Origin of the sequence: Mesorhizobium sp. M1403 (assembly GCF_040317695.1) — a bacterium.
GTDB lineage: Bacteria > Pseudomonadota > Alphaproteobacteria > Rhizobiales > Rhizobiaceae > Mesorhizobium.
In genome coordinates, this window is the sequence record NZ_JAMYKY010000004.1 from 59,223 (window position 1) to 78,443 (window position 19,221).

The window sequence follows — 19,221 nt, forward strand, 5'->3', positions numbered from 1 at the left end:
TTCAATGAATATTCCTTCCACCTTGAAGTTAACGGGACGCGCGGCCGTTTTGGGCTCGCTCGCTCTCGCTGCACTGGGCACGGTTGCTGCGTTCGCGCAGGAAGCGGCTCCGGCAGCACCGGCAGCGGCGCCGGCATTCACCGTCGACAAGGGCGACACGACGTGGATGATGATCTCCACTATTCTGGTGCTGCTGATGACCATTCCCGGCCTTGCCCTTTTCTACGGTGGCCTGGTTCGCGCCAAGAATATGCTGTCGGTGCTGATGCAGGTCTTCACCATCACCAGCGTGGTCATGATCGTCTGGGTTTTCTACGGCTACAGCCTGGCCTTCACCCCCGGCAACGCCTTCGTCGGTGGCCTTTCCAAGATGTTTCTGGCCGGCGTCGACGTGACGACGGTGTCCGAAACCTTCACCAAGGGCGTGGCCATTCCCGAACTGGTGTTCGTTCTCTTCCAGATGACCTTCGCCTGCATCACGCCTGCCCTGATCGTCGGCGCTTTCGCCGAACGCATCAAGTTCTCCGCCGTGATCCTTTTCACCATCCTCTGGGTCACCTTCGTATATTTCCCGATCGCGCACATGGTGTGGTTCTGGGGCGGCCCGAGCGCTTATAGCGATCCGTCGGGTCTCATCTTCGGCTTCGGCGCCATCGACTTCGCCGGCGGCACCGTCGTTCACATCAATGCAGGCATTGCCGGCCTTGTCGGCGCGCTGATGATCGGCAAGCGTATCGGCTACCAGAAGGACGTCATGGCGCCGCACTCGATGACGCTGACCATGGTCGGCGCCTCGCTGCTGTGGGTCGGCTGGTTCGGCTTCAATGCCGGTTCGAACCTGGAAGCGAACGCCTATGCCGTGCTGGCCATGGTCAATACGTTTGTCGCCACGGCGGCGGCGGCAGTGACCTGGATCGTGCTTGAAACGCTGCTGCGCGGCAAAGCATCCATGCTTGGCGCCGTTTCGGGTGCTGTCACCGGCCTCGTCGCCGTGACACCTGCCGCCGGCTTTGCCGGACCGATGGGCGCCATCGTGCTCGGTCTCGTCGCCACTTGCGTCTGCTACTTCTTCGTCTCGGTGGTGAAGAACAAGTTCGGCTACGACGACAGCCTCGATGTTTTCGGCATCCACTGCATCGGCGGCATCATCGGCGCGCTCGGCACCGGTATCCTGGTCAATCCCGCTCTCGGCGGCGCCGGCATCGTCGATTACTCGACAGCCGACTTCGCCGCCGGCTACGCCGGCACGGCCACCCAGCTGATGTCGCAGTTCAAAGGTGTGCTGGTGACAATCCTCTGGTCGGGTATCGGCAGCGCGATCCTCTACAAGATCGTCGACCTGATCGTCGGCCTGCGTCCGACAGCCGATGCAGAGCGCGAAGGGCTCGATCTCACCTCGCACGGCGAAGTGGCCTATCACCCGTAAGCTCGTCCGGGGCGGCCTCGGCCGCCTCGCGACGTCCCATCCCGTCGTGATGCTCCTGCAAGGGCTCACGCCTTGAGGCCCGGAAATCTTCCGGGCCTCTTTTTGTGCGCGGATGGCCGTGACGGCTCGATCACGATCGCTTGATCAAGGTGCTCGATCCGTCGGCGGCGTGAAACATCGGCCGCAGCGGCTCCAGCGTGCCCGCCATTTTCGCCGAGTCAGCGTGGTTGCCAATGCCTGTCGCAGGATCACCGCCGCGTTTGAACAGGAAGTCAGGCGTGACATCCTGCGCCCGTTCCGCAGACGCAGACTGCCCATGGTTAATGCGCCCTTAACCTTCCCACCGCTAGTCTGACAGCCGAATCTGCCGTGTTGCGCGTCCGCGCCCGGCCGGGCAACGACAGACGAGGAAGAGCATGCGTTCAGGGGCTTCAGCACCGCTTGCGCTGGCCGATACGGGGCACGGCATCCGGGCGTTCGCGAGGCGCCAGGTCGGGCGGCTGGTCGGTGCCGGGCTGTTTGCTCTGGTTGGCTTCGGCGTCGCCGCCCTTGCCACCTGGAACGTCGCCGATCCGAGCTTCTCGCACGCCACCGATAATATCGTCACCAATGCAATGGGTTATGCCGGCGCCGTCTTTTCCGACATTGCCATGCAGTTCTTCGGACTTGCCGCCGTTGCGGCGCTGGTGCCGGCGGTGATCTGGGGATTTCTGCTGTTTACCGCGCGCGGCGTCGACCGGCTGCCGAAACGGGCGCTGGCCTGGTTCGGGTTTTCGCTGCTTGGCGCGGCAATTGCCGGCTGCGTGGTGCCGCCCAAGACCTGGCCGCTGCCGACCGGCCTCGGCGGCGTCTTTGGCGACATGGTGCTCAACATTCCCGGCCTGGTCATCGGCGGCTATCCGACCGGCCTCGTCGCCAGCGTGCTTGCCGTGCTCCTTGCAGCACCGGCGCTGGGGCTGTTTCTGTATGGTTCGGCGCTGATTTCACGCAAGAACGGCTTTGCCGTCCTTGATCAGCCCACTGCTGCCGATCCGCAGGACGACCTGCTTTTCGACAATGACGAGGACGAGGGCGACGAAGGCATATTGGCGCTTGGCGCCATCACCCATTGGTGGCTGTCGCTGCGGGCCTATCTGCGTCGCCGCGCCGCGCGCCGGCGCGAGCGCGACGATTTCGAGCCGGAGATGGAGCCGCGGGCCAGCGCCTGGCGGCGGGCGGCCGAACGGGTCGAATCGGCCGAGTTCGCCGAGGCGCGGATGAGCCCGGGCGGGCGCGCCCGCGTCGAGCCGGAATTCTTCGCCGCCATGGTCAACGACCGCAGTGCCTCGATCGACCCCGACGATGCCGATGTCTTCGATAACGACGACAATGACGACGACATGGATTTCGCGCCCGAGCCGGCCGGCCAACGCCGCGCCGCGCCGACGGCGAAGGTGCAGAACTTCCGTTCCGATGCGGCGACACGCGTCGAGGCGCCGGCGCCGCGGCCGGCACCCGGCGCCCGGGTCCAGCGCGAGGCGCAGACCTCGCTGATCGGCTCGGAAAAATTCGACATGCCGTCACTGCATTTCCTGTCGGAACCGAAGAACGTGGTGCGCGACGCCAGCCTGTCGAAGGACGCGCTGGAGCAGAACGCCCGCCTGCTCGAGGGCGTGCTGGAGGATTTCGGCGTCAAGGGCGAAATCATCCATGTGCGCCCGGGTCCGGTCGTCACGCTTTACGAGCTGGAACCTGCGCCCGGCATCAAATCGTCGCGGGTGATCGGCCTGTCCGACGACATCGCCCGCTCGATGAGCGCCATCGCCTGCCGTGTCGCCGTGGTGCCTGGCCGCAACGCCATCGGCATCGAATTGCCGAACGCCAGGCGCGAGACCGTCTATTTGCGCGAGATCATGGCCAGCCGCGATTTCGAGACCACCAAGGCCAAGCTGGCGCTGGCGCTGGGCAAGACCATCAATGGCGAGGCGGTCATCGTCGACATCGCCAAGATGCCGCACGTGCTGGTCGCCGGCACCACCGGCTCGGGCAAGTCCGTCGCCATCAACACCATGATCCTGTCGCTGCTCTACCGGCTGACGCCGCAGGACTGCCGGCTGATCATGATCGATCCGAAAATGCTGGAACTCTCGGTCTATGACGGCATCCCGCATCTTCTGACGCCGGTGGTCACCGATCCGAAGAAGGCGGTGGTGGCGCTGAAATGGACCGTGCGAGAGATGGAGGACCGCTACCGCAAAATGTCGAAGGTCGGCGTCCGCAACATCGACGGTTTCAACGCGCGCGTGCAGCAGGCCGAGAAAAAAGGCGAAAGAATCTCGCGCACCGTGCAGACCGGCTTCGACCGCCAGACCGGTGAAGCGATCTACGAGACGGAGAACCTCGACCTCGAGCCGATGCCCTACATCGTCGTCATCATCGACGAGATGGCCGATCTGATGATGGTCGCCGGCAAGGACATCGAAGGCGCAGTGCAGCGCCTGGCGCAGATGGCGCGCGCCGCCGGCATCCATGTCATCATGGCAACGCAGCGGCCGTCGGTCGACGTCATCACCGGCACCATCAAGGCCAACTTCCCGACCCGCATCTCCTTCCAGGTGACATCGAAGATCGACAGCCGCACCATCCTGGGCGAGCAGGGCGCCGAACAGCTGCTCGGCATGGGCGATATGCTCTACATGGCCGGCGGCGGCCGCATCCAGCGCGTGCACGGTCCCTTCGTTTCCGACGACGAGGTGGAGAGGATCGTCGCGCATCTGAAATTGCAAGGCGTGCCGGAATATCTCGACGCCATCACCGAGGATGACGACAAGGATGATGATGAGCCGTCGGGCAAAGGCAGTGGCAGCAGCGGCGACGGCGGCAATTTCGAGGATTCCGACGATCCCTACGACCAGGCGGTCGCGGTGGTGCTGCGCGACGGCAAGGCCTCGACCAGCTACATCCAGCGCCGGCTCGGCATCGGCTACAACCGCGCCGCCTCGATCATCGAGAAGATGGAGAAGGAAGGCATTGTCGGCCCGGCCAACCATGCCGGAAAACGCGAAATCCTGGTGCCGACGGAGGACGACAAGTTCTAGAGCGCATCCGCGCCGGCAACTTTGAACCTCTCGGCGCGTTGCAACGGATGAGCGCTGCGCGCCCGCCAAACTTAAGCCCAACTGGGGGGCCAGACCAATATAACGAGCAAGCAATCAGATGATGGTGACCGGCATGAAAAACGCATCTTTCGCCCCAAGCAGGGATTTCGCCCCAACCCGCCGACAGGTGCTCGGCCTCGGTCTGGTCCTGGCCGGTGCCGCGGCCGTCAACGTCGTGCCCGGCTTCCAGCTGCTGGCGTCGGCGCAAGCAGCGGTTCCGGCGACGGCGCAGAAGATCGCCGATCATTTCTCCTCGGTCAAATCGATGAGCGGCGAGTTCGTGCAGTTCGGGCCAAAGGGCGAGCAGACCGGCGGCAAGTTCTTTCTGGAACGGCCGGGCAAGATCCGCTTCAACTATGACGGCGCCTCGAATTTCAGGGTGATTTCCGACGGCAAGTCGGTGGTCATCCTCAACAAGAAGCTGCGGACCTCCGACCTCTACCCGCTGTCGAAGACACCGCTGAAGCTGCTGCTCGACGACAAGATCGATCTGTCGGGCGGACGCGTCAGAAGCGTCAAGGAAGAAAACGATCTCACCACCATCCAGCTTGCCGACAAATCGGTGTTCGGCAATTCGAAGATCACCATGATGTTCGATCCGAAATCCTATGAATTGCGGCAGTGGACCATCACCGATGCGCAAGGCAAGGACACGACGGTGATGATCTTCAACACCAAGGAGGGCGTCAGTTTCGCGCCCGACACCTTTGCCATCGACTATACGGCCAACCGGGAACTGAACACCAAGTCGCGCTAAGGTGTGTCGATATTCAGGTGATGCCGGCCTGCAAACGGCGGTTTCCTGCGCTTCCGGCCTTCGCCGGCCAAAGCACTCATGAGCGGTCGTGGCAGTTAACGCTACGGCCGGCGTAGGCCGGTGCTCACGTACCCAAAAGTACGCTCCGCTCCGGTTCTCGGAATCCACCATTCTGGTCGCTTCGCGCCCGTCTTCGACTCCGACTCGGCCTGACCTGAATCTCAGCACACCTTGGGCTTGGTTCCTGTATTGATATTTCTGGAAAGTCATGGGCCGCGCCCCCCAAGGCGCGGCCGGCTTGTTTTTGCGGTGCGCGGCTGGCAGTAGTTTCCGCGATTGACTTCCGTCGGGCCATCCGGCGGATCTTGCGTTGTCCGGAACCCCACATGCCGTTTTCCGTCGCTACCTGGAACATCAACTCCGTCCGGCTGCGCATGCCGATCGTCGAGCGTCTGCTGGTCGAGCAGGCGCCGGACGTGCTCTGCCTGCAGGAAACCAAGGTTCCTGACGAATTGTTTCCGGAGAAGGCGTTCCGCAAGCTTGGCTACGAGCACATCGCCTTCCATGGCCAGAAGGGCTACCACGGCGTTGCGACGGTGGCACGGCGGCCGATCGAGGTGGTCGAAAAGCGCCGCTTCTGCGAGATCGACGACAGCCGGCATCTGTCGGTCACCGTCAAGGCTGGCGGCAAGGCGATCCTGCTGCACAATTTCTACGTGCCGGCCGGCGGCGACGAGCCCGACCCGGCCGTCAACCGGAAGTTCAAGCACAAGCTCGATTTTGTTGCCGAGATGAACGCCGTCCGCGCCGAGCATGACGAGGTTTCCGGCTCGATCCTGGTCGGCGATCTTAACATCGCGCCGCTCGAGCACGATGTCTGGTCGCACAAGCAGCTGCTCAACGTCGTCAGCCATACGCCGGTCGAGACGGAAAATTTCGAAGCGATGCGGCTCGCCGGCGACTGGGTCGACCTGATGCGGCTCAATGTGCCTTACGAGGAGAAGCTCTACACCTGGTGGAGCTATCGTGCACAGGATTGGCAGGCGTCAAATCGCGGCCGCCGCCTCGACCATATCTGGTCGTCGCCAAACCTGGTGCCGCAGTTTGCCGGCTATGAAATCCTGCGGCCGGCGCGCGGCTGGGAGCGGCCCTCCGACCATGTGCCGGTGATCGGGCGTTTCAACCTCGATTAGCTTTGTCTCGCCTTAACAATTCAGCGAAACCTGAAGCTATCCGCGATGTAGTCGGGGCGGGCGTTCAGCGTGGCGAAAACAGTCTCCAGATCAGGTGTCTCCGCCAATATGCCGGACAGGACCAGCGTCGTCGCGACGCCGACGCCGTTGCCGCCGGCGATGTCGTGCTCGACGCTGTCGCCGACGCAGACCGCGTTGCCGCGCTCCGGGTTGCCCGCCAGCGCCAGCGCTGCCTCGAATATCTGCGGATAGGGCTTGCCGATGCGGGTGACGCTGCCGCCGAGGTTCTCATAGAGATCGGCCAGCCGGCCAGCGCCGAAGCAAGGCCCGACGGCAGTCAGCATGATCTTGTCGGGGTTGGTGCAGAAGCACGGCACCTGGCGCTTCGCCGCCGGACCGAGAAGCCGGCGATAATGGTCGAGGTCGTAGCGATCGCCCTCGCTGGCGGAAATCAGTACCAGTTCTGCATCGTCGCCGTCCTTGGCCAGGACGAAGGGCAGGCCGTCGACAGCCGAACGGTCATTATCGCGGCTGATCAGCAGGCATTTTGTCTGCGGGCGCAGGGTCCCCGATGCCGCCATTTCGTGGAAGGAGCGCCACGCCACCTCGCCGGAGGAGACAAAATGGTCCCAGCTTCCCGGTGCGAAGCCGAGCTTCAGCAGGCGGCGCTCATTGGGTTGCGCCCGCTTGCCGGAATTCGAGATCAGCACGATGGTCTTGCCGGCGCGCTTGAGTGCCGACAAGGCTTCGATAGCGCCTGGATAGGCGCTGGTGCCGTCGTGCAGCACACCAAATTGGTCGAGCAGGAACACCTGATAGCGCTCGGCCAGCGCGGCGATGCCGTCGAGGTGCTGAATTATCTTGGCCGTCATAAAAGCCCCGCTGCGCCTGCGCCCATCAGCGCCAGCCGCGCCGTGCCGGCGGCGGCCTCCTCCGAAAGAGCCGGCACGAGAGCGACGCCAAGCTTGCGCTGCCGGATCGCCGTCCAGGCCGGATTGGCCGCACCGCCGCCGACGCTCCTGACCGATGTAAGCCGGGGTGCGCCGAGTTCGGCAAGCCGGCGATAGCCGAGCGCTTCGATCGCCGCAATACCCTCGAACATCGCTTTCAGATAATCGGCGTCGTCGGCGGGCCGCGGCTCGAGGCGGGGCGGCAGCGCCGGATCGGCTATGGGGAAGCGTTCGCCCGGCGCCGGCAGCGGGTAATAATCGAGGCCGGTCTCTGTCGCCGGGTCGATCTTTTTGCTGAGTTCGACAATGCGGGCGACGGGGAAATGCTGGGCCAGCACCTTGCCGCCGGAGTTCGAGGCACCGCCCGCCAGGTAGGTGTTTCCCAGCCTATGGCTGTAGATGCCGAATTGCGGCGCCGAGATCGGCCGGTCGGAGAGGATCTTGATGGTCAGCGATGAGCCGAGCGCGGTGACGCCGGCGCCCGCGGCAGTCGCACCGGTCGCCAGGAACGACGCGCATCCATCGGTGGTGCCGGCGACGACAACCACGTCGCGCGGCAGGCCGAACATTTTCGCAGCGCTGGCGGTGAGCGTGCCCGTGACATCGCCCGGCCGCACGATTCGGGGCAGGAATTCCATGCGCATGCCGGTCGCCGCGATCCAGTCCGGCCAGCGCCGGGCCTCGACGTCGTAGCCGGTTTTCAGCGCGTTGTTCTCGTCACTGACATCGAAGCGGCCGGAAAACTGTCCGGCGATCCAGTCGGCCTGGTGCAGCACAGTGGCGACGCCGGGCAGGTGCTGGAAAGACAGCGCCTTGGCGAGACCGGACGTCGCCCCAAGTGCAGCGCTCGTTGCCGGTGCCGCGCCGGCTATTGCAGTCAGAATAATGTCGTCAGCGACCTTGTCGTTGTACATCAGCGGTTCGGCCAGCGGCCGCCCGGAGCCGTCGACCGGCAGCAGCGTGCCCGACGTACCGTCGACGGCGATCGAGAGCACTGCCGCGCGATCGATACATTTGAGCACTTCCGCCAACGTCGCGCCGACCGCCTCCCACCATACGGCGGGGTCGCGGCCGTTCAGCCCAAATCGCTCAAGGGCAATTTCGGAATGCGCGGCGATGGAAAAGTCCGGGCGCATTGCGACGGCGCGCGCGCCGGATGTGCCGATGTCGATGCCGATGGCAAGCGGGCCAGTTGATAGTGGGCTTGACGAACGCGGCATGTCAGCTGCCTCCGGCATTGAGTTTCTGGCGATATTTTTCGGCGTCCCAGTTGATCAGTTCGTCATTCTCCGCCGCTGTCAGATAATTCAGCTTCGCTGCGACATCGACCCGCGCCGTCACGTCGGCGAGGCAGCGCTGCATGGCGTCGGCGCCGGCGCCGGCGTCGCCGCGCATCAGCACGCCAAGGCCGGGAAACAGGATCGCCACGGGTGCGGCGCCGCAGCGCTCGATCACGCGCTTCACATCCTCGCCCGGTCCCGCCACGACCGAACCCTCGCCGAGAAAGATGACGTGGTCGGGGTAGAGGCTGCCACCCGAAGCCATGCGGCAGCTTTCGGGGTCGATCGCCACCGCATGCGCCTCCACGTCGGCTGGCAGTCTGTAGCCGCTGCCGCCGGCGCGCGCCGTCAGTGCGGCAATGTCCGGCTCAGCCACCTGGCGCGGCGGCCGCGCCAGGAGCCGGGTTACGCGGCGCAGCAGCATGTCGGCCGCGGCGACGGTCTCGGCTGCAACGACCAGACCGTGATTGCCGAGGATCAGGATGTCTACGCCTGGCCGCAAGCGCTCGGCGATCCCTTGGGCAAGCGGCAGCCCCGGCCGGCGATAAGGAACATAGGTCCATTGGTGGCCATCGAGCCGCCTGGCGACCTCGGCCTCGCAATCGGCCTGCACGGCCAGCGAAATGGTCTCGACGCAGTGGACATGCAGGACGATACGCTGCGGCATCAGCGCATGCACCGTGGTCTCGATCGACGGGCGCAAGCCGCGTGGATTGAGGGCGCCGATGGCAAAGGCCTGCGGCTGTTCGGCGGCCGGGTCGCGCCGTTCGATGGCTTCAAGCAATGGCGGGATGCTGACCGGCACCATGATGTCTGCGGTAAGCGCGTCCTTCAGCCAGGTACCGGAGGCCTTGATCCAGAGCGTGTCGCCGGCTTTCAGCGAGGTATTGCCGCCGGCGGCCTGGGTCAGATGCGGGTCGCTGCCGATGACGGCCGAAAGCGACCGCAGCGCTGCCAATTCCTGCGCATCCGCACTGATCGTCATCGAAATTCCTCCACAAACCGGCCGCGTGGCCACGGCTTTGGACGGCCCGTTGCCGGGACTAAGACCGACGCTGGTATCGCAGATGCGAGTAAGTTACGTCAACAGTGATGTTATCGCGTCAAATCACGCTTGCAATCCGAGGCCCGTTGAGTAAGTTGCACCAATTGCCGTGCAAAATGGCAATGCCGTGCAAAATGGCTTGGGAGGCAAGCGCATTGGGAGGTAAGGGTTGAGCGACTCCGGCCGCCAGCGCCAGATTGTCGAGCTTTTGCGAGACCGGCCTTTCGCATCGGTGCGCGAGCTGCAGGAGCGGCTTGGCGTGTCGGCGGCGACGGTGCGGCGCGACATCGACAAGATCGACGAGGCCGGCGAAGCGCGCAAGGTCTATGGCGGCATCTCGGCGCTCGATGGCGCTTCGCAAGTTGGCGTCGCCTATGCCAGGCCCTATGACGAGAACCGCGACCTCGCCGTCGAGGCCAAGCGGCAGATCGCCGCTCTCGCCGCCACCATGGTGCGCGACGGCGACGCGGTCATCGTGCATGGCGGTTCGACCTGCTTCCATCTCGGCGTCAAGCTCGCCGACCGCAACATCCGGCTCTACACCAACTCGATGCCGCTCGCGGCCTATCTCAGCGATCACGGCCATTGCAGCCTGACCGTCGCCGGCGGCGAACTGCACCGCGAGCCGGGTATCATCCATTCGCTGACCCAGACGGTGCCGTTCTACGCCTCGAAGTTCTTTCTCGGCGCGCAAGGCATCGGCCAGGAAGGCCTTCTGGAATCGCACCCGCTGCTGGTCCGCTCGATCGTCGAGCTCAGCCTCTGCGCCGACCAGATCGTCGTGCTGGCCGACAGCCGCAAACTGTCGATCCACGCCCGCAACGTGGCGCTGCCGCTGTCGCGGATCGGTACGCTGGTCACCGATGAGGGCCTGTCCGACACCGACGCGCGCATGCTCGAAGATGCCGGCGTCATGGTGCGCATCGCCGCTTCCTCGGGAGGCGCCCAGTGAAAGTAGCCGTCCTCGATTTCGGCAAGACCAATTCGAAGCTGTTCGTCTTCGGCCAGGACGGACGCATCCTCGACGAGCGCCGCACCCAGCCGAGCTGGATCCGCAAAAACGGCTTCAGCGTGCTCGACGAGGCAACGCTGCACGACTGGGCGGCCCGCGCCATCGATGACGCCGTCGACACGCATGGCGTGGAAGGGCTGATGGTATCCGGCCATGGCTGCACCTTCGCGTTGGTCGACGACGCCGCGCTGACGCATCCGATCCTCGATTACGAGCAGGAACCGCCGGCCGAGATCGCCGCGCAAATCGATCGCCGCATTCCGGATTTTGCCGAGACCTTTTCGCCGCGCCTGCCGCTTGGCTTCAACTACGGCCGCCACATGTTGTGGCTGAAGGAGGTGGAGCCCGGTGCCTTCGCCGCAGCGAAATCGATCCTCGGCTACCCCCAATACTGGAGCTGGCGCCTTGGTGGCCGGCCGGTATCGGAAGTGTCCTATCTCGGCTGCCACTCGCATTTATGGGCGCCGCGCAAACGCGATTTCAGCTCGCTGGTCGATGGCGAGGGCTGGCGCGGCCAGATGCCCGCCTTCGAGCGTGCCGGCGCGGTGATCGGCGAGCAGCGCTTCGGCCGAGCCGCGAAGCCGGTCGCCATCCATAATGGCGTCCACGACAGCAATGCCGCGCTCCATGCCTACCGCCGGCAGCAGCTCGGGCCGGTGACCGTGGTCTCGACCGGCACCTGGGTCGTCGTTCTCAATCCGGACTGCCCGCTCGACGCACTCGACGGCGAGCGCGACATGCTGGTCAACGTCGATGTCGATGGCGGCCCGGTGCCAACCATCCGCTTCATGGGCGGCCGCGAATTCGCGACGATCAGCGCCGGCTGGCAGGGCGCCATCGCGCCGTCATCGATACAGCGGGTGATCGACGCCGGCATCATGGCGCTGCCGAGCTTCGCGCCCGGCGGCCCGATGGCACACCGGCGCGGCGAACTGGTCGGGCGCACGCCCAACGCCGACGAACGCGCGGCCATGGCGCTGCTCTATGTCGCGCTGATGGTCGATTTGTGCCTCGAGCTGATCCATTCCGATAATACCGTCATCGTCGACGGCGGCCTGAACAATGGCGGGCTGCTTGCCGCGCTGCTGGCGCAAGTGCGTCCCGGGCAGGCCTTCCTGCAGGGCGCAACGCTGGAGGGCAGCGCCACCGGTGCCGCAGCACTTGCCTTCGAAAGCGTCGGACGCGAGTTTGCCACCGAGGCGCCGGAGGCGGTGCATGCGGCAAGCTTCAGCGGCCTTGCCGGCTACCGCAACGACTGGCGCGGCCTTGCCGCCGATCGGGGTGCCCCCAGAGCAGCTGTGGGAGGTGCGCGATGAGCGCCATCGCCCGGATCGAGACGGTGCGCCAGCCGGTGCTGGAGATGCGCCACATCTCGAAGACATTCGGCCCGATCCGCGCCCTGCACGATGTGTCGCTGACCGTCCATGCCGGCGAGCTGCACGCGCTGATGGGTGAGAACGGTGCCGGCAAGTCGACGCTGATGAAGGTGCTGTCCGGTGCCTACCGGCCGGATCCCGGCGGCGAAATCCTGATCGACGGCATGCCGGCCGCCACCGGCGACCCGATCAAGGCACGCGCCGCCGGCATTGCGGTCATCTACCAGGAGCTGTCGCTGGCGCCCAATCTGTCGGTGGCGCAGAACATTTTCCTCGGCAACGAGCCGCGACGGTTCGGCATCGTCGATCGCGAGCAGTGTAACCGGCGCGCCAGCGACATCATCGCGCGGCTCGGTGTGACTTTTTCAGCGCGCACCCCGGTCACCAGCCTGTCGCTCGGCGAACGCCAGTTGGTCGAAATCGCCCGCGCGCTGTCGACCAATGCGCGCATCATCGTCATGGACGAGCCGACCACGTCGCTGACCTCGCGTGAGACCGACCGGCTGTTCGAGGTGATCGCGACGCTGAAGTCGCAAGGTATTGCCATCATCTACATCAGCCACCGCATGGAAGAGGTCTACCAGCTCGCCGACCGCGTCAGCGTGCTACGCGACAGCGGCTATGTCGGCACGCTCGACCGCGCCGATCTGAACGCCTCACGCCTGGTATCGATGATGGTCGGGCGCGATCTGTCGACGTTCTACAAGAAGGATCACCGCCCGCCGGACAGCAAGCGCGCCGTCGCGCTGTCGGTGCGCGGCATGTCGGACGGCAATCTCATAAAGAATTGCTCCTTCGACCTCCACAAAGGCGAGGTGCTGGCACTGGCAGGCCTGGTCGGCTCGGGCCGCACCGAACTGGCACGGCTGATCTTCGGCGCCGACAGGCACATATCGGGCACGCTGGAGCTCGGCGGCAAACCGATATCCATCGGTTCGCCAAGCGAGGCGCTGGATGCCGGCATCGCCTACCTGACCGAGGACCGCAAGCAACTTGGCCTGTTCCTCGACATGTCGATCTCCGACAACATCAGCATGGGCGTGCTGGCAAGGGACGCGAAGGCCGGCGGTCTGCGCGACTTCGCGGCTGCCGAAAAGCGCGCCGCCAAGGCGGTGTCCGAGCTCTCCATCCGCACCAGCTCGGTGCAGGCCAATGCCGGCTCGCTGTCGGGTGGCAACCAGCAGAAGGTGCTGCTCGCCCGCCTGCTGGAAACAGAGCCGCAGGTCGTCATCCTCGATGAGCCGACCCGCGGCGTCGACGTCGGGGCGAAGTCGGAAATCTACCGGCTGATCGACAATCTGGCCAAGAAAGGCATCGCCATCCTGATGATCTCCAGCGAACTGCCGGAGGTGATCGGCATCGCCGACCGCGTGCTGGTGATGCGCGACGGCACCATTGCCGGCGAGGTAACGGCGTCGGAGGGCGAGCCACTGCGGCAGGAAGCGATCATGGAACTTGCAACGGGAGCGGCTCAGCGATGACCGACAAGGTGGCCGACACGATGAAAGCGGACGACCGGGCGGTCGGCAGGAGCACAAGGTGGCGCACCGCCATCGCTGCGCTCGGCATGCTGCCGATCCTGATTCTGCTGGCGGTTGGCTTCCAGTTCATCAACCCGCGCTTTTTCACCCAGACCAATCTGCTGATCGTCATGCAGCAATCGTCGATCAACATCGTGTTGGCGGCCGGCATGACCTTCGTCATCCTGACCGGCGGCATCGACCTGTCCGTCGGCTCGATCCTTGCCGCCTCGGCGATGGTGGCGGTGATGGTGTCGCTGGTGCCCGATTGGGGACTGCTGGGCGTGCCGGCGGCCATTCTCGTCGGGCTCGGCTTCGGCGTCATCAACGGCCTGCTGATCGCCTACATCAAGCTGCCGCCCTTCATCGTCACGCTGGGATCACTGACCGCCGTGCGCGGCGTCGCCCGGTTGCTTGGCCAGGACACGACGGTGTTCAACTCGGACCTGCCGTTCGACTTCATCGGCAACGGTTCGCTGTTCGGCGTTCCATGGCTGGTCATCATCGCGCTGGCGGTCGTGGTGCTGTCCTGGCTGGTGCTCAAGCGCACCGTGCTTGGCACCTGGATCTACGCCGTCGGCGGCAACGCCGAGGCCGCCAGACTGACCGGCATCAAGGTGCCGCTGGTGCTGCTCTTCGTCTACGGCGTTTCCGGCCTTCTGGCCGGCCTTGGCGGCGCCATGTCGGCGGCCCGGCTCTATGCCGCCAACGGGCTGCAGCTCGGCCAGTCCTACGAACTCGACGCCATTGCCGCGGTCATCCTCGGCGGCACCAGCTTCGTCGGCGGCGTCGGCTCGATCTGGGGCACGCTGATCGGCGGCCTGATCATCGCCGTGCTGTCAAATGGGCTCATCCTCGCCGGTGTTTCCGACATCTGGCAGTACATCATCAAGGGATTGGTCATCATCGTGGCGGTCGCCCTCGACCGTTACCGGCTCCAGGCAGGAGCAAGAACGTGATGGCCCTTAGTCGCCGGCGTCCATCGAGCCGGTTTCATGTGTAACGCACCGTGAGAGGCGCGGGCATCAGGAGGAAAATAAAACAATGAAGATCATCGCTAAACTGCTCTGCGGCGTCGCCCTTGCAGCCGCCGTCATCGCGCCGGCATCGGCCAAGGACCTGAACAAGGTCGGCATCTCGGTCGGCCTGCTCGGCAACCCGTTCTTCGTCGCAACCATCAAGGGCATCGAGGACGCGGCCAAGAAAATCAACCCGAATGTGCAGGTGACATCGGTATCGGCCGACTACGATCTCAACAAGCAGGTCTCGCAGGTCGATTCCTTCATCGCCGCCGGCGTCGACGTCATCATGCTCAATGCCGTCGATGCCAAGGCGATCGCACCGGCGGTGAAGAAGGCACAGGCGGCCGGCATCGTCGTTGCCGCTTTTGACGTTTCGGCGCCGGGCGCCGATGTCACCGTGATGACCAACAATGTCAAGGCCGGCGAAGAGGCGTGCCAGTATCTGGTCGACCATACCGGCGGCAAGGGCGACTACGTCATCCTCAACGGCCCGGCCTCGTCGTCGATCCTGGAGAGGGTCAAGGGCTGCAAGGACGTGCTGGCAAAACACCCCGACATCAAGGTCCTTTCAGACGACCAGAACGCCGAAGGCTCACGTGACGGCGGCTTGAAAGTGTTCCAGTCGCTGCTGACCCGTTTCGACAAGATCGACGCGGTGTTCGCCATCAACGATCCGACGGCGATCGGCGCCCAGCTTGCGGCCAAGCAGCTCAACCGCTCGGAGTTCATCTTCACGGCGGTCGACGGCGCGCCCGATATCGAGAAGGAACTCGCTTCCGGCACGTCGATGATCAAGGCCTCGGCCTCGCAGGATCCCTATGTGATGGCCGGCCAGTCGCTGACGATGGCGGCTGACCTGCTTGCCGGCAAGAAGCCGGCCGAGCCGACGGTGCTGCTCGACCCGAAGCTGATCACGGCCGACAATTTGAAGGATTACAAGGGCTGGACCGCAGCTCGCTAAACCTCCCACGCCGGGGGCGGCGGGTATGACCGGCCGCACCTTTTTTGTCTGAGCAACGGATTGCCAAACACCGATTTGGACTTGGGTCCGCTACTGCTGGAATAACCGGAGACAATCATGTCGCGCATCGGAATCCACTCATTCGTCTGGTCGGCGAGCTCGACGCAGAGCGATCTCGAGCGGACGCTGGCCAACACCAGCGAAGCCGGCTTCGACCTGATCGAATTCTCCTATCTCGACCCCGCCAATGTCGACATTGACGGCTTGGCCAAGCGGATAGCCGATCTCGGCCTCGGCGTCGCGATCAGCATCGGACTGCCGGCCGACGGCGATATTTCGAGCGCCGACAAAACGATTGCGGCGCACGGCGTCGAAATCCTGAAACGTACGATCGCGCTGACTCGCGATCTCGGCGGCCAGAAGGTTGCCGGCATCCTCAGCACCAGCCACGGCTTGCAGAGCGAGGCGCCGACGCGCGACCAGTGGAACCGCAGCGCCGGCACGCTTGCCGAGGTGGCGGAGACGGCAAAGTCAGCCGGCGTCACCCTCAACCTCGAGATCGTCAACCGCTTCGAAAGCAACCTGCTCAACACCGCCGCGCAAGGCATGGCCTTTATCGAGGACAGCGGCTCCGACAACATCTTCCTGCATCTCGACACGTTCCACATGAACATCGAGGAGGCCGATGTCGGATTGGCCATCCGCAACGCCGCAAAGAAAATCGGCTATGTCCATATCGGCGAGAGCCATCGCGGCTTCCTCGGCACCGGCAATATCGATTTCGCCGGGATATTCGATGCGCTGACCGCTATCGGCTACAGCGACGACCTCAGCTTCGAATCCTTCTCGTCGGAAATCGTCGACGAGAACCTGTCGCGGAAAACCGCGATCTGGCGCAATCTGTGGACCGACAATATGGAGCTGGCCAAACATGCGCGCCGCTTCATTGCGCTCGGACTGGAGACGGCGCGGCGCAAGGCCGAGCTTGTTTCCGCAACGCACCGGCCTTGAGAACTCGCAAATTCCGAAATCTGGTTAAACCAGAGGCGCTACATTAGCCGGCAAAACGCGGCCCAAGTTCCTCGATCCGGCGGATCATCGCCTGGAAATCCTCCAATATGCGCTGGTGCAAGTGAACCGCCAGCTCCGGGTATTCCTCGAGGATGCGGCGGAACATCTTGCGGCTGAGCCGCAGCACTTCCGAATCGATTTCGGCGGAGGCGCTGGTCAGCCGGTTGGTGTCGGCGATCAGCGCCAGTTCGCTGAGTATGGTGCCGGGACCGGCGGTGCCGATCGGGATGCGCTCCCCGTCGTGCTCGCGATAGAGCACGATGCGGCCGCTGACCACGATGTAGGCCGAATCAGCTTCGTCGTCCTCGCGATAAAGCTTGTGGTCGGCTTTCAGCATGGTGGTTTCGGCGCCGAAGGCGAGCAGACGCAGCTGTTCCTGCGTAAAGCCCTCGAAGAGCCTCACGGTGGACAGGATGCGGATGTCGTCATCCAGCGCCATCTAGCTATGTCCCCGAACCGTCAGTCCCACTCCTCCCTAGAGCGCCGCGCGTCCCCCGGACGCGCAAGGCGTTTCAAAAATCGGTTCCGCTCCTTGGACCCGATGCCTCCGCGAGTTCGATCCAGACCAACCTCCAGCTCAGGACCGTACCCGAAAAGCGCCCCGCCCGGATCGCTTATTTGAATAATGAAATGTTTAAGGAACCAGCTTGTAGCCGCCGCTTTCTGTCACGAGAATTTCCGCGTTGGAAGGATCGCGCTCGATCTTCTGGCGCAGCCGGTAGACGTGGGTTTCGAGCGTATGCGTGGTGACGCCGGAATTGTAGCCCCAGACTTCCTCCAGCAGCACGTCGCGGGTCACCACCTTCTGGTCGGCGCGGTAGAGATATTTGATGATCGAGGCTTCCTTTTCGGTCAGCCGCACCTTGGCGCCGCGCGGGTCGATCAGAAGCTTCTGGCTGGGCTTGAACGTGTAGGGGCCGACCGAGAAAGTGGCGTCCTCGCTCTGCTCGTGCTGGCGCAGCTGGGCGCGAATGCGGGCCAGCAGCACGGCAAAGCGGAACGGCTTGGTCACATAGTCGTTGGCGCCGGCCTCGAGACCAAGGATCGTGTCGGAATCAGTGTCGTGGCCGGTCAGCATGATGATCGGCGCCTTGTAGCCGCCCTTGCGCAATATCTTCACCGCCTCGCGGCCATCCATGTCGGGCAGGCCGACATCCATGATGAGCAGGTCGATAAGCCCGCCGCGCGCCGCGGCGACGCCTTTGGCGGCGGTCGCTTCCTGCAGGACATCGAATTCCTCATAAAGCGACAATTGCTCGACAAGGGTGCCGCGCAGGTCGTCATCGTCGTCGACGATCAGAATGGTGCGTGAAGTCATGGATCAATCCGTTGTTTTGAAAAGAGATTTCAGTTGACCGCTGCCTGTTTATGCGGAAGCTGACCGGCACAACAGCCGTTCACAGTGATTTGTTCCGTGGCACGATCATACAAGAAAAAACACGATCGCAATGCAGTCGGCGCAATTTTGCCGAAAGGGCTTACCGTGCTCACCGTGCGCGCGCGGCCCGGCCATGCCAGCCAGGGCTTTCTACAGGCCGGCAAACTCGTGTTTCCATGTGCGCTGGGGCATGGCGGCATCTCGGCCGGCAAGCGCGAGGGCGATGGCGCCACGCCGCTCGCCTCGATGCGGATATTGTCGGGATATTTTCGCGGCGACCGTTTTTCCAGCGGCCGCCGGACGCGGCTGGCGATGACGCCGATCGGCCGCGACCTCGGCTGGTGCGAAGTGCCTGGGGACCGCAACTACAACCGCCCGGTCAAAATCCCCTATGGCGCCAGCCATGAGCGGATGCAGCGGGCCGACGATCTCTACGATGCTTGCCTAGTGCTGGACTGGAACATTGTGCCGCGCCGGCGCGGGCGCGGCAGCGCCATCTTCTTCCACCTGGCGCGCCCCGGCTTCACGCCGACGCAAGGCTGCGTCGCGGTAACAGCCCGCACCATGGCACGGCTGCTGCCGCTGCTGTCGGAGCGGACGGTGGTGAGGGTGGTAAGGTAAGGGAATAGGGGAATAAGGGAGTAGGGGAATAGGGCAGTAAAAGTAGAGACAGGGGCGGGCGCGCCGCTTAGCTCCCCTACTCCCCTACTCCCCTACTCCCCTACTCCCCTACTCCCCTACTCCTTTGCCACCCTATGTCGAGAAGGCCGAGCCGGCCGAGTTCGCGGTCCATGGCGCGTGCGATGTCCTTGCGTTCGCTACCGATGTCGCGCAGCTGGCGATCGGAGAGATCCTCGACATTCTCGTAGGGAAGATTGGCCGCGATTCTCGCGTGCCGAAGCCAGTCGAGCACGGCGCGCAGCCAGGCCGGGCGGAGGGTTACAGAGCGCAGGGCGATGTCAGACATGGTGCAATCCGCTTCTCCGGACATCAAATCCGGTTTGATGTTTCTTCGATGCTCAGATCATGGCGGATTGAAATTCAAACGGGAAACGAGTAGTTTTTTCTGCATCTTCAAGTTTTGTTTGAGGAT

General features: G+C 64.1%; 17 protein-coding genes. 11 read left to right on the forward strand and 6 right to left on the reverse strand.

What is annotated here, in order from left to right; all coding sequences use genetic code 11:
- The first annotated feature begins 4 nt into the window (after positions 1-4).
- The 4 genes from NKH01_RS09835 to NKH01_RS09850 all read left to right on the forward strand — a co-directional run bounded on the left by NKH01_RS09835 (position 5) and on the right by NKH01_RS09850 (position 6,513).
- Positions 5-1,426 carry an ammonium transporter gene (locus tag NKH01_RS09835; RefSeq protein WP_352861562.1) on the forward strand — a complete coding sequence of 474 codons (1,422 nt, stop codon included), beginning with the start codon at positions 5-7 and terminating at the stop codon, positions 1,424-1,426.
- A gap of 416 nt (positions 1,427-1,842) precedes the next feature.
- Positions 1,843-4,503 carry an FtsK/SpoIIIE family DNA translocase gene (locus NKH01_RS09840; RefSeq protein ID WP_353020044.1) on the forward strand — a complete coding sequence of 887 codons (2,661 nt, stop codon included), beginning with the start codon at positions 1,843-1,845 and terminating at the stop codon, positions 4,501-4,503.
- 133 nt (positions 4,504-4,636) lie between these two features.
- Positions 4,637-5,320, forward strand: a complete 684-nt coding sequence (locus NKH01_RS09845; RefSeq protein ID WP_352481025.1) for an outer membrane lipoprotein carrier protein LolA — start codon at positions 4,637-4,639, stop codon at positions 5,318-5,320.
- A gap of 386 nt (positions 5,321-5,706) precedes the next feature.
- Complete coding sequence (locus NKH01_RS09850; RefSeq protein ID WP_023721396.1) at positions 5,707-6,513, forward strand: exodeoxyribonuclease III; 807 nt, start codon at positions 5,707-5,709, stop codon at positions 6,511-6,513.
- Between the two features lie 20 nt (positions 6,514-6,533).
- On the opposite strand, the gene NKH01_RS09855 is transcribed toward NKH01_RS09850, so the two are convergent.
- Genes NKH01_RS09855 through NKH01_RS09865 form a run of 3 tightly spaced genes read right to left on the reverse strand, consistent with a single transcriptional unit; the run spans position 6,534 to position 9,728 of the window.
- Positions 6,534-7,385 (reverse strand): TIGR01459 family HAD-type hydrolase, encoded by an 852-nt coding sequence (locus NKH01_RS09855; protein ID WP_023721395.1) that lies wholly within the window; start codon positions 7,383-7,385, stop codon positions 6,534-6,536.
- Positions 7,382-8,683, reverse strand: a complete 1,302-nt coding sequence (locus NKH01_RS09860; RefSeq protein WP_353020046.1) for an FGGY-family carbohydrate kinase — start codon at positions 8,681-8,683, stop codon at positions 7,382-7,384. The genes NKH01_RS09855 and NKH01_RS09860 overlap by 4 nt, the downstream gene beginning before the upstream one ends.
- A gap of 1 nt (position 8,684) precedes the next feature.
- Positions 8,685-9,728, reverse strand: a complete 1,044-nt coding sequence (locus NKH01_RS09865) for a class II aldolase/adducin family protein (RefSeq protein WP_352961997.1) — start codon at positions 9,726-9,728, stop codon at positions 8,685-8,687.
- Between the two features lie 229 nt (positions 9,729-9,957).
- Here NKH01_RS09865 and NKH01_RS09870 point away from each other — a divergent pair, with 229 nt between their 5' ends.
- The 6 genes from NKH01_RS09870 (at position 9,958) to NKH01_RS09895 (ending at position 16,690) form a co-directional block, all read left to right on the forward strand.
- Complete coding sequence (locus NKH01_RS09870; protein WP_023721392.1) at positions 9,958-10,740, forward strand: DeoR/GlpR family DNA-binding transcription regulator; 783 nt, start codon at positions 9,958-9,960, stop codon at positions 10,738-10,740.
- Positions 10,737-12,116, forward strand: coding sequence for an FGGY-family carbohydrate kinase (locus NKH01_RS09875; protein ID WP_353020048.1), 1,380 nt, complete (start codon positions 10,737-10,739; stop codon positions 12,114-12,116). Before NKH01_RS09870 ends, NKH01_RS09875 begins: the two co-directional genes overlap by 4 nt.
- Positions 12,113-13,657 carry a sugar ABC transporter ATP-binding protein gene (locus NKH01_RS09880; RefSeq protein ID WP_353020050.1) on the forward strand — a complete coding sequence of 515 codons (1,545 nt, stop codon included), beginning with the start codon at positions 12,113-12,115 and terminating at the stop codon, positions 13,655-13,657. Before NKH01_RS09875 ends, NKH01_RS09880 begins: the two co-directional genes overlap by 4 nt.
- A 20-nt stretch (positions 13,658-13,677) precedes the next feature.
- Positions 13,678-14,655 carry an ABC transporter permease subunit gene (locus tag NKH01_RS09885; protein WP_502896313.1) on the forward strand — a complete coding sequence of 326 codons (978 nt, stop codon included), beginning with the start codon at positions 13,678-13,680 and terminating at the stop codon, positions 14,653-14,655.
- An 85-nt stretch (positions 14,656-14,740) separates the two neighbouring features.
- A complete protein-coding gene (locus NKH01_RS09890) occupies positions 14,741-15,679 on the forward strand; it encodes an ABC transporter substrate-binding protein (RefSeq protein WP_023721388.1) in 939 nt (312 codons plus the stop codon).
- 117 nt (positions 15,680-15,796) lie between these two features.
- Positions 15,797-16,690 (forward strand): sugar phosphate isomerase/epimerase family protein, encoded by an 894-nt coding sequence (locus NKH01_RS09895; RefSeq protein WP_352494078.1) that lies wholly within the window; start codon positions 15,797-15,799, stop codon positions 16,688-16,690.
- 43 nt (positions 16,691-16,733) lie between these two features.
- On the opposite strand, the gene NKH01_RS09900 is transcribed toward NKH01_RS09895, so the two are convergent.
- Together NKH01_RS09900 and NKH01_RS09905 are read right to left on the reverse strand one after the other, a co-directional pair.
- The gene (locus NKH01_RS09900) at positions 16,734-17,189 is read right to left on the reverse strand and encodes a Crp/Fnr family transcriptional regulator (protein ID WP_023680480.1); all 456 of its coding nucleotides are present in this window, start codon (positions 17,187-17,189) and stop codon (positions 16,734-16,736) included.
- Between the two features lie 195 nt (positions 17,190-17,384).
- On the reverse strand, positions 17,385-18,068 hold the full coding sequence (locus NKH01_RS09905; RefSeq protein ID WP_023721386.1) for a response regulator transcription factor: 684 nt from the start codon (positions 18,066-18,068) through the stop codon (positions 17,385-17,387).
- 144 nt (positions 18,069-18,212) lie between these two features.
- Between NKH01_RS09905 and NKH01_RS09910 the strand changes: the two genes are divergently transcribed.
- Positions 18,213-18,749, forward strand: coding sequence for a L,D-transpeptidase family protein (locus NKH01_RS09910; protein WP_245278686.1), 537 nt, complete (start codon positions 18,213-18,215; stop codon positions 18,747-18,749).
- A gap of 100 nt (positions 18,750-18,849) precedes the next feature.
- Here NKH01_RS09910 and NKH01_RS09915 read toward each other — a convergent pair whose 3' ends face one another.
- The gene (locus NKH01_RS09915) at positions 18,850-19,095 is read right to left on the reverse strand and encodes a hypothetical protein (RefSeq protein ID WP_023721384.1); all 246 of its coding nucleotides are present in this window, start codon (positions 19,093-19,095) and stop codon (positions 18,850-18,852) included.
- Between the last annotated feature and the right edge of the window lie 126 nt (positions 19,096-19,221).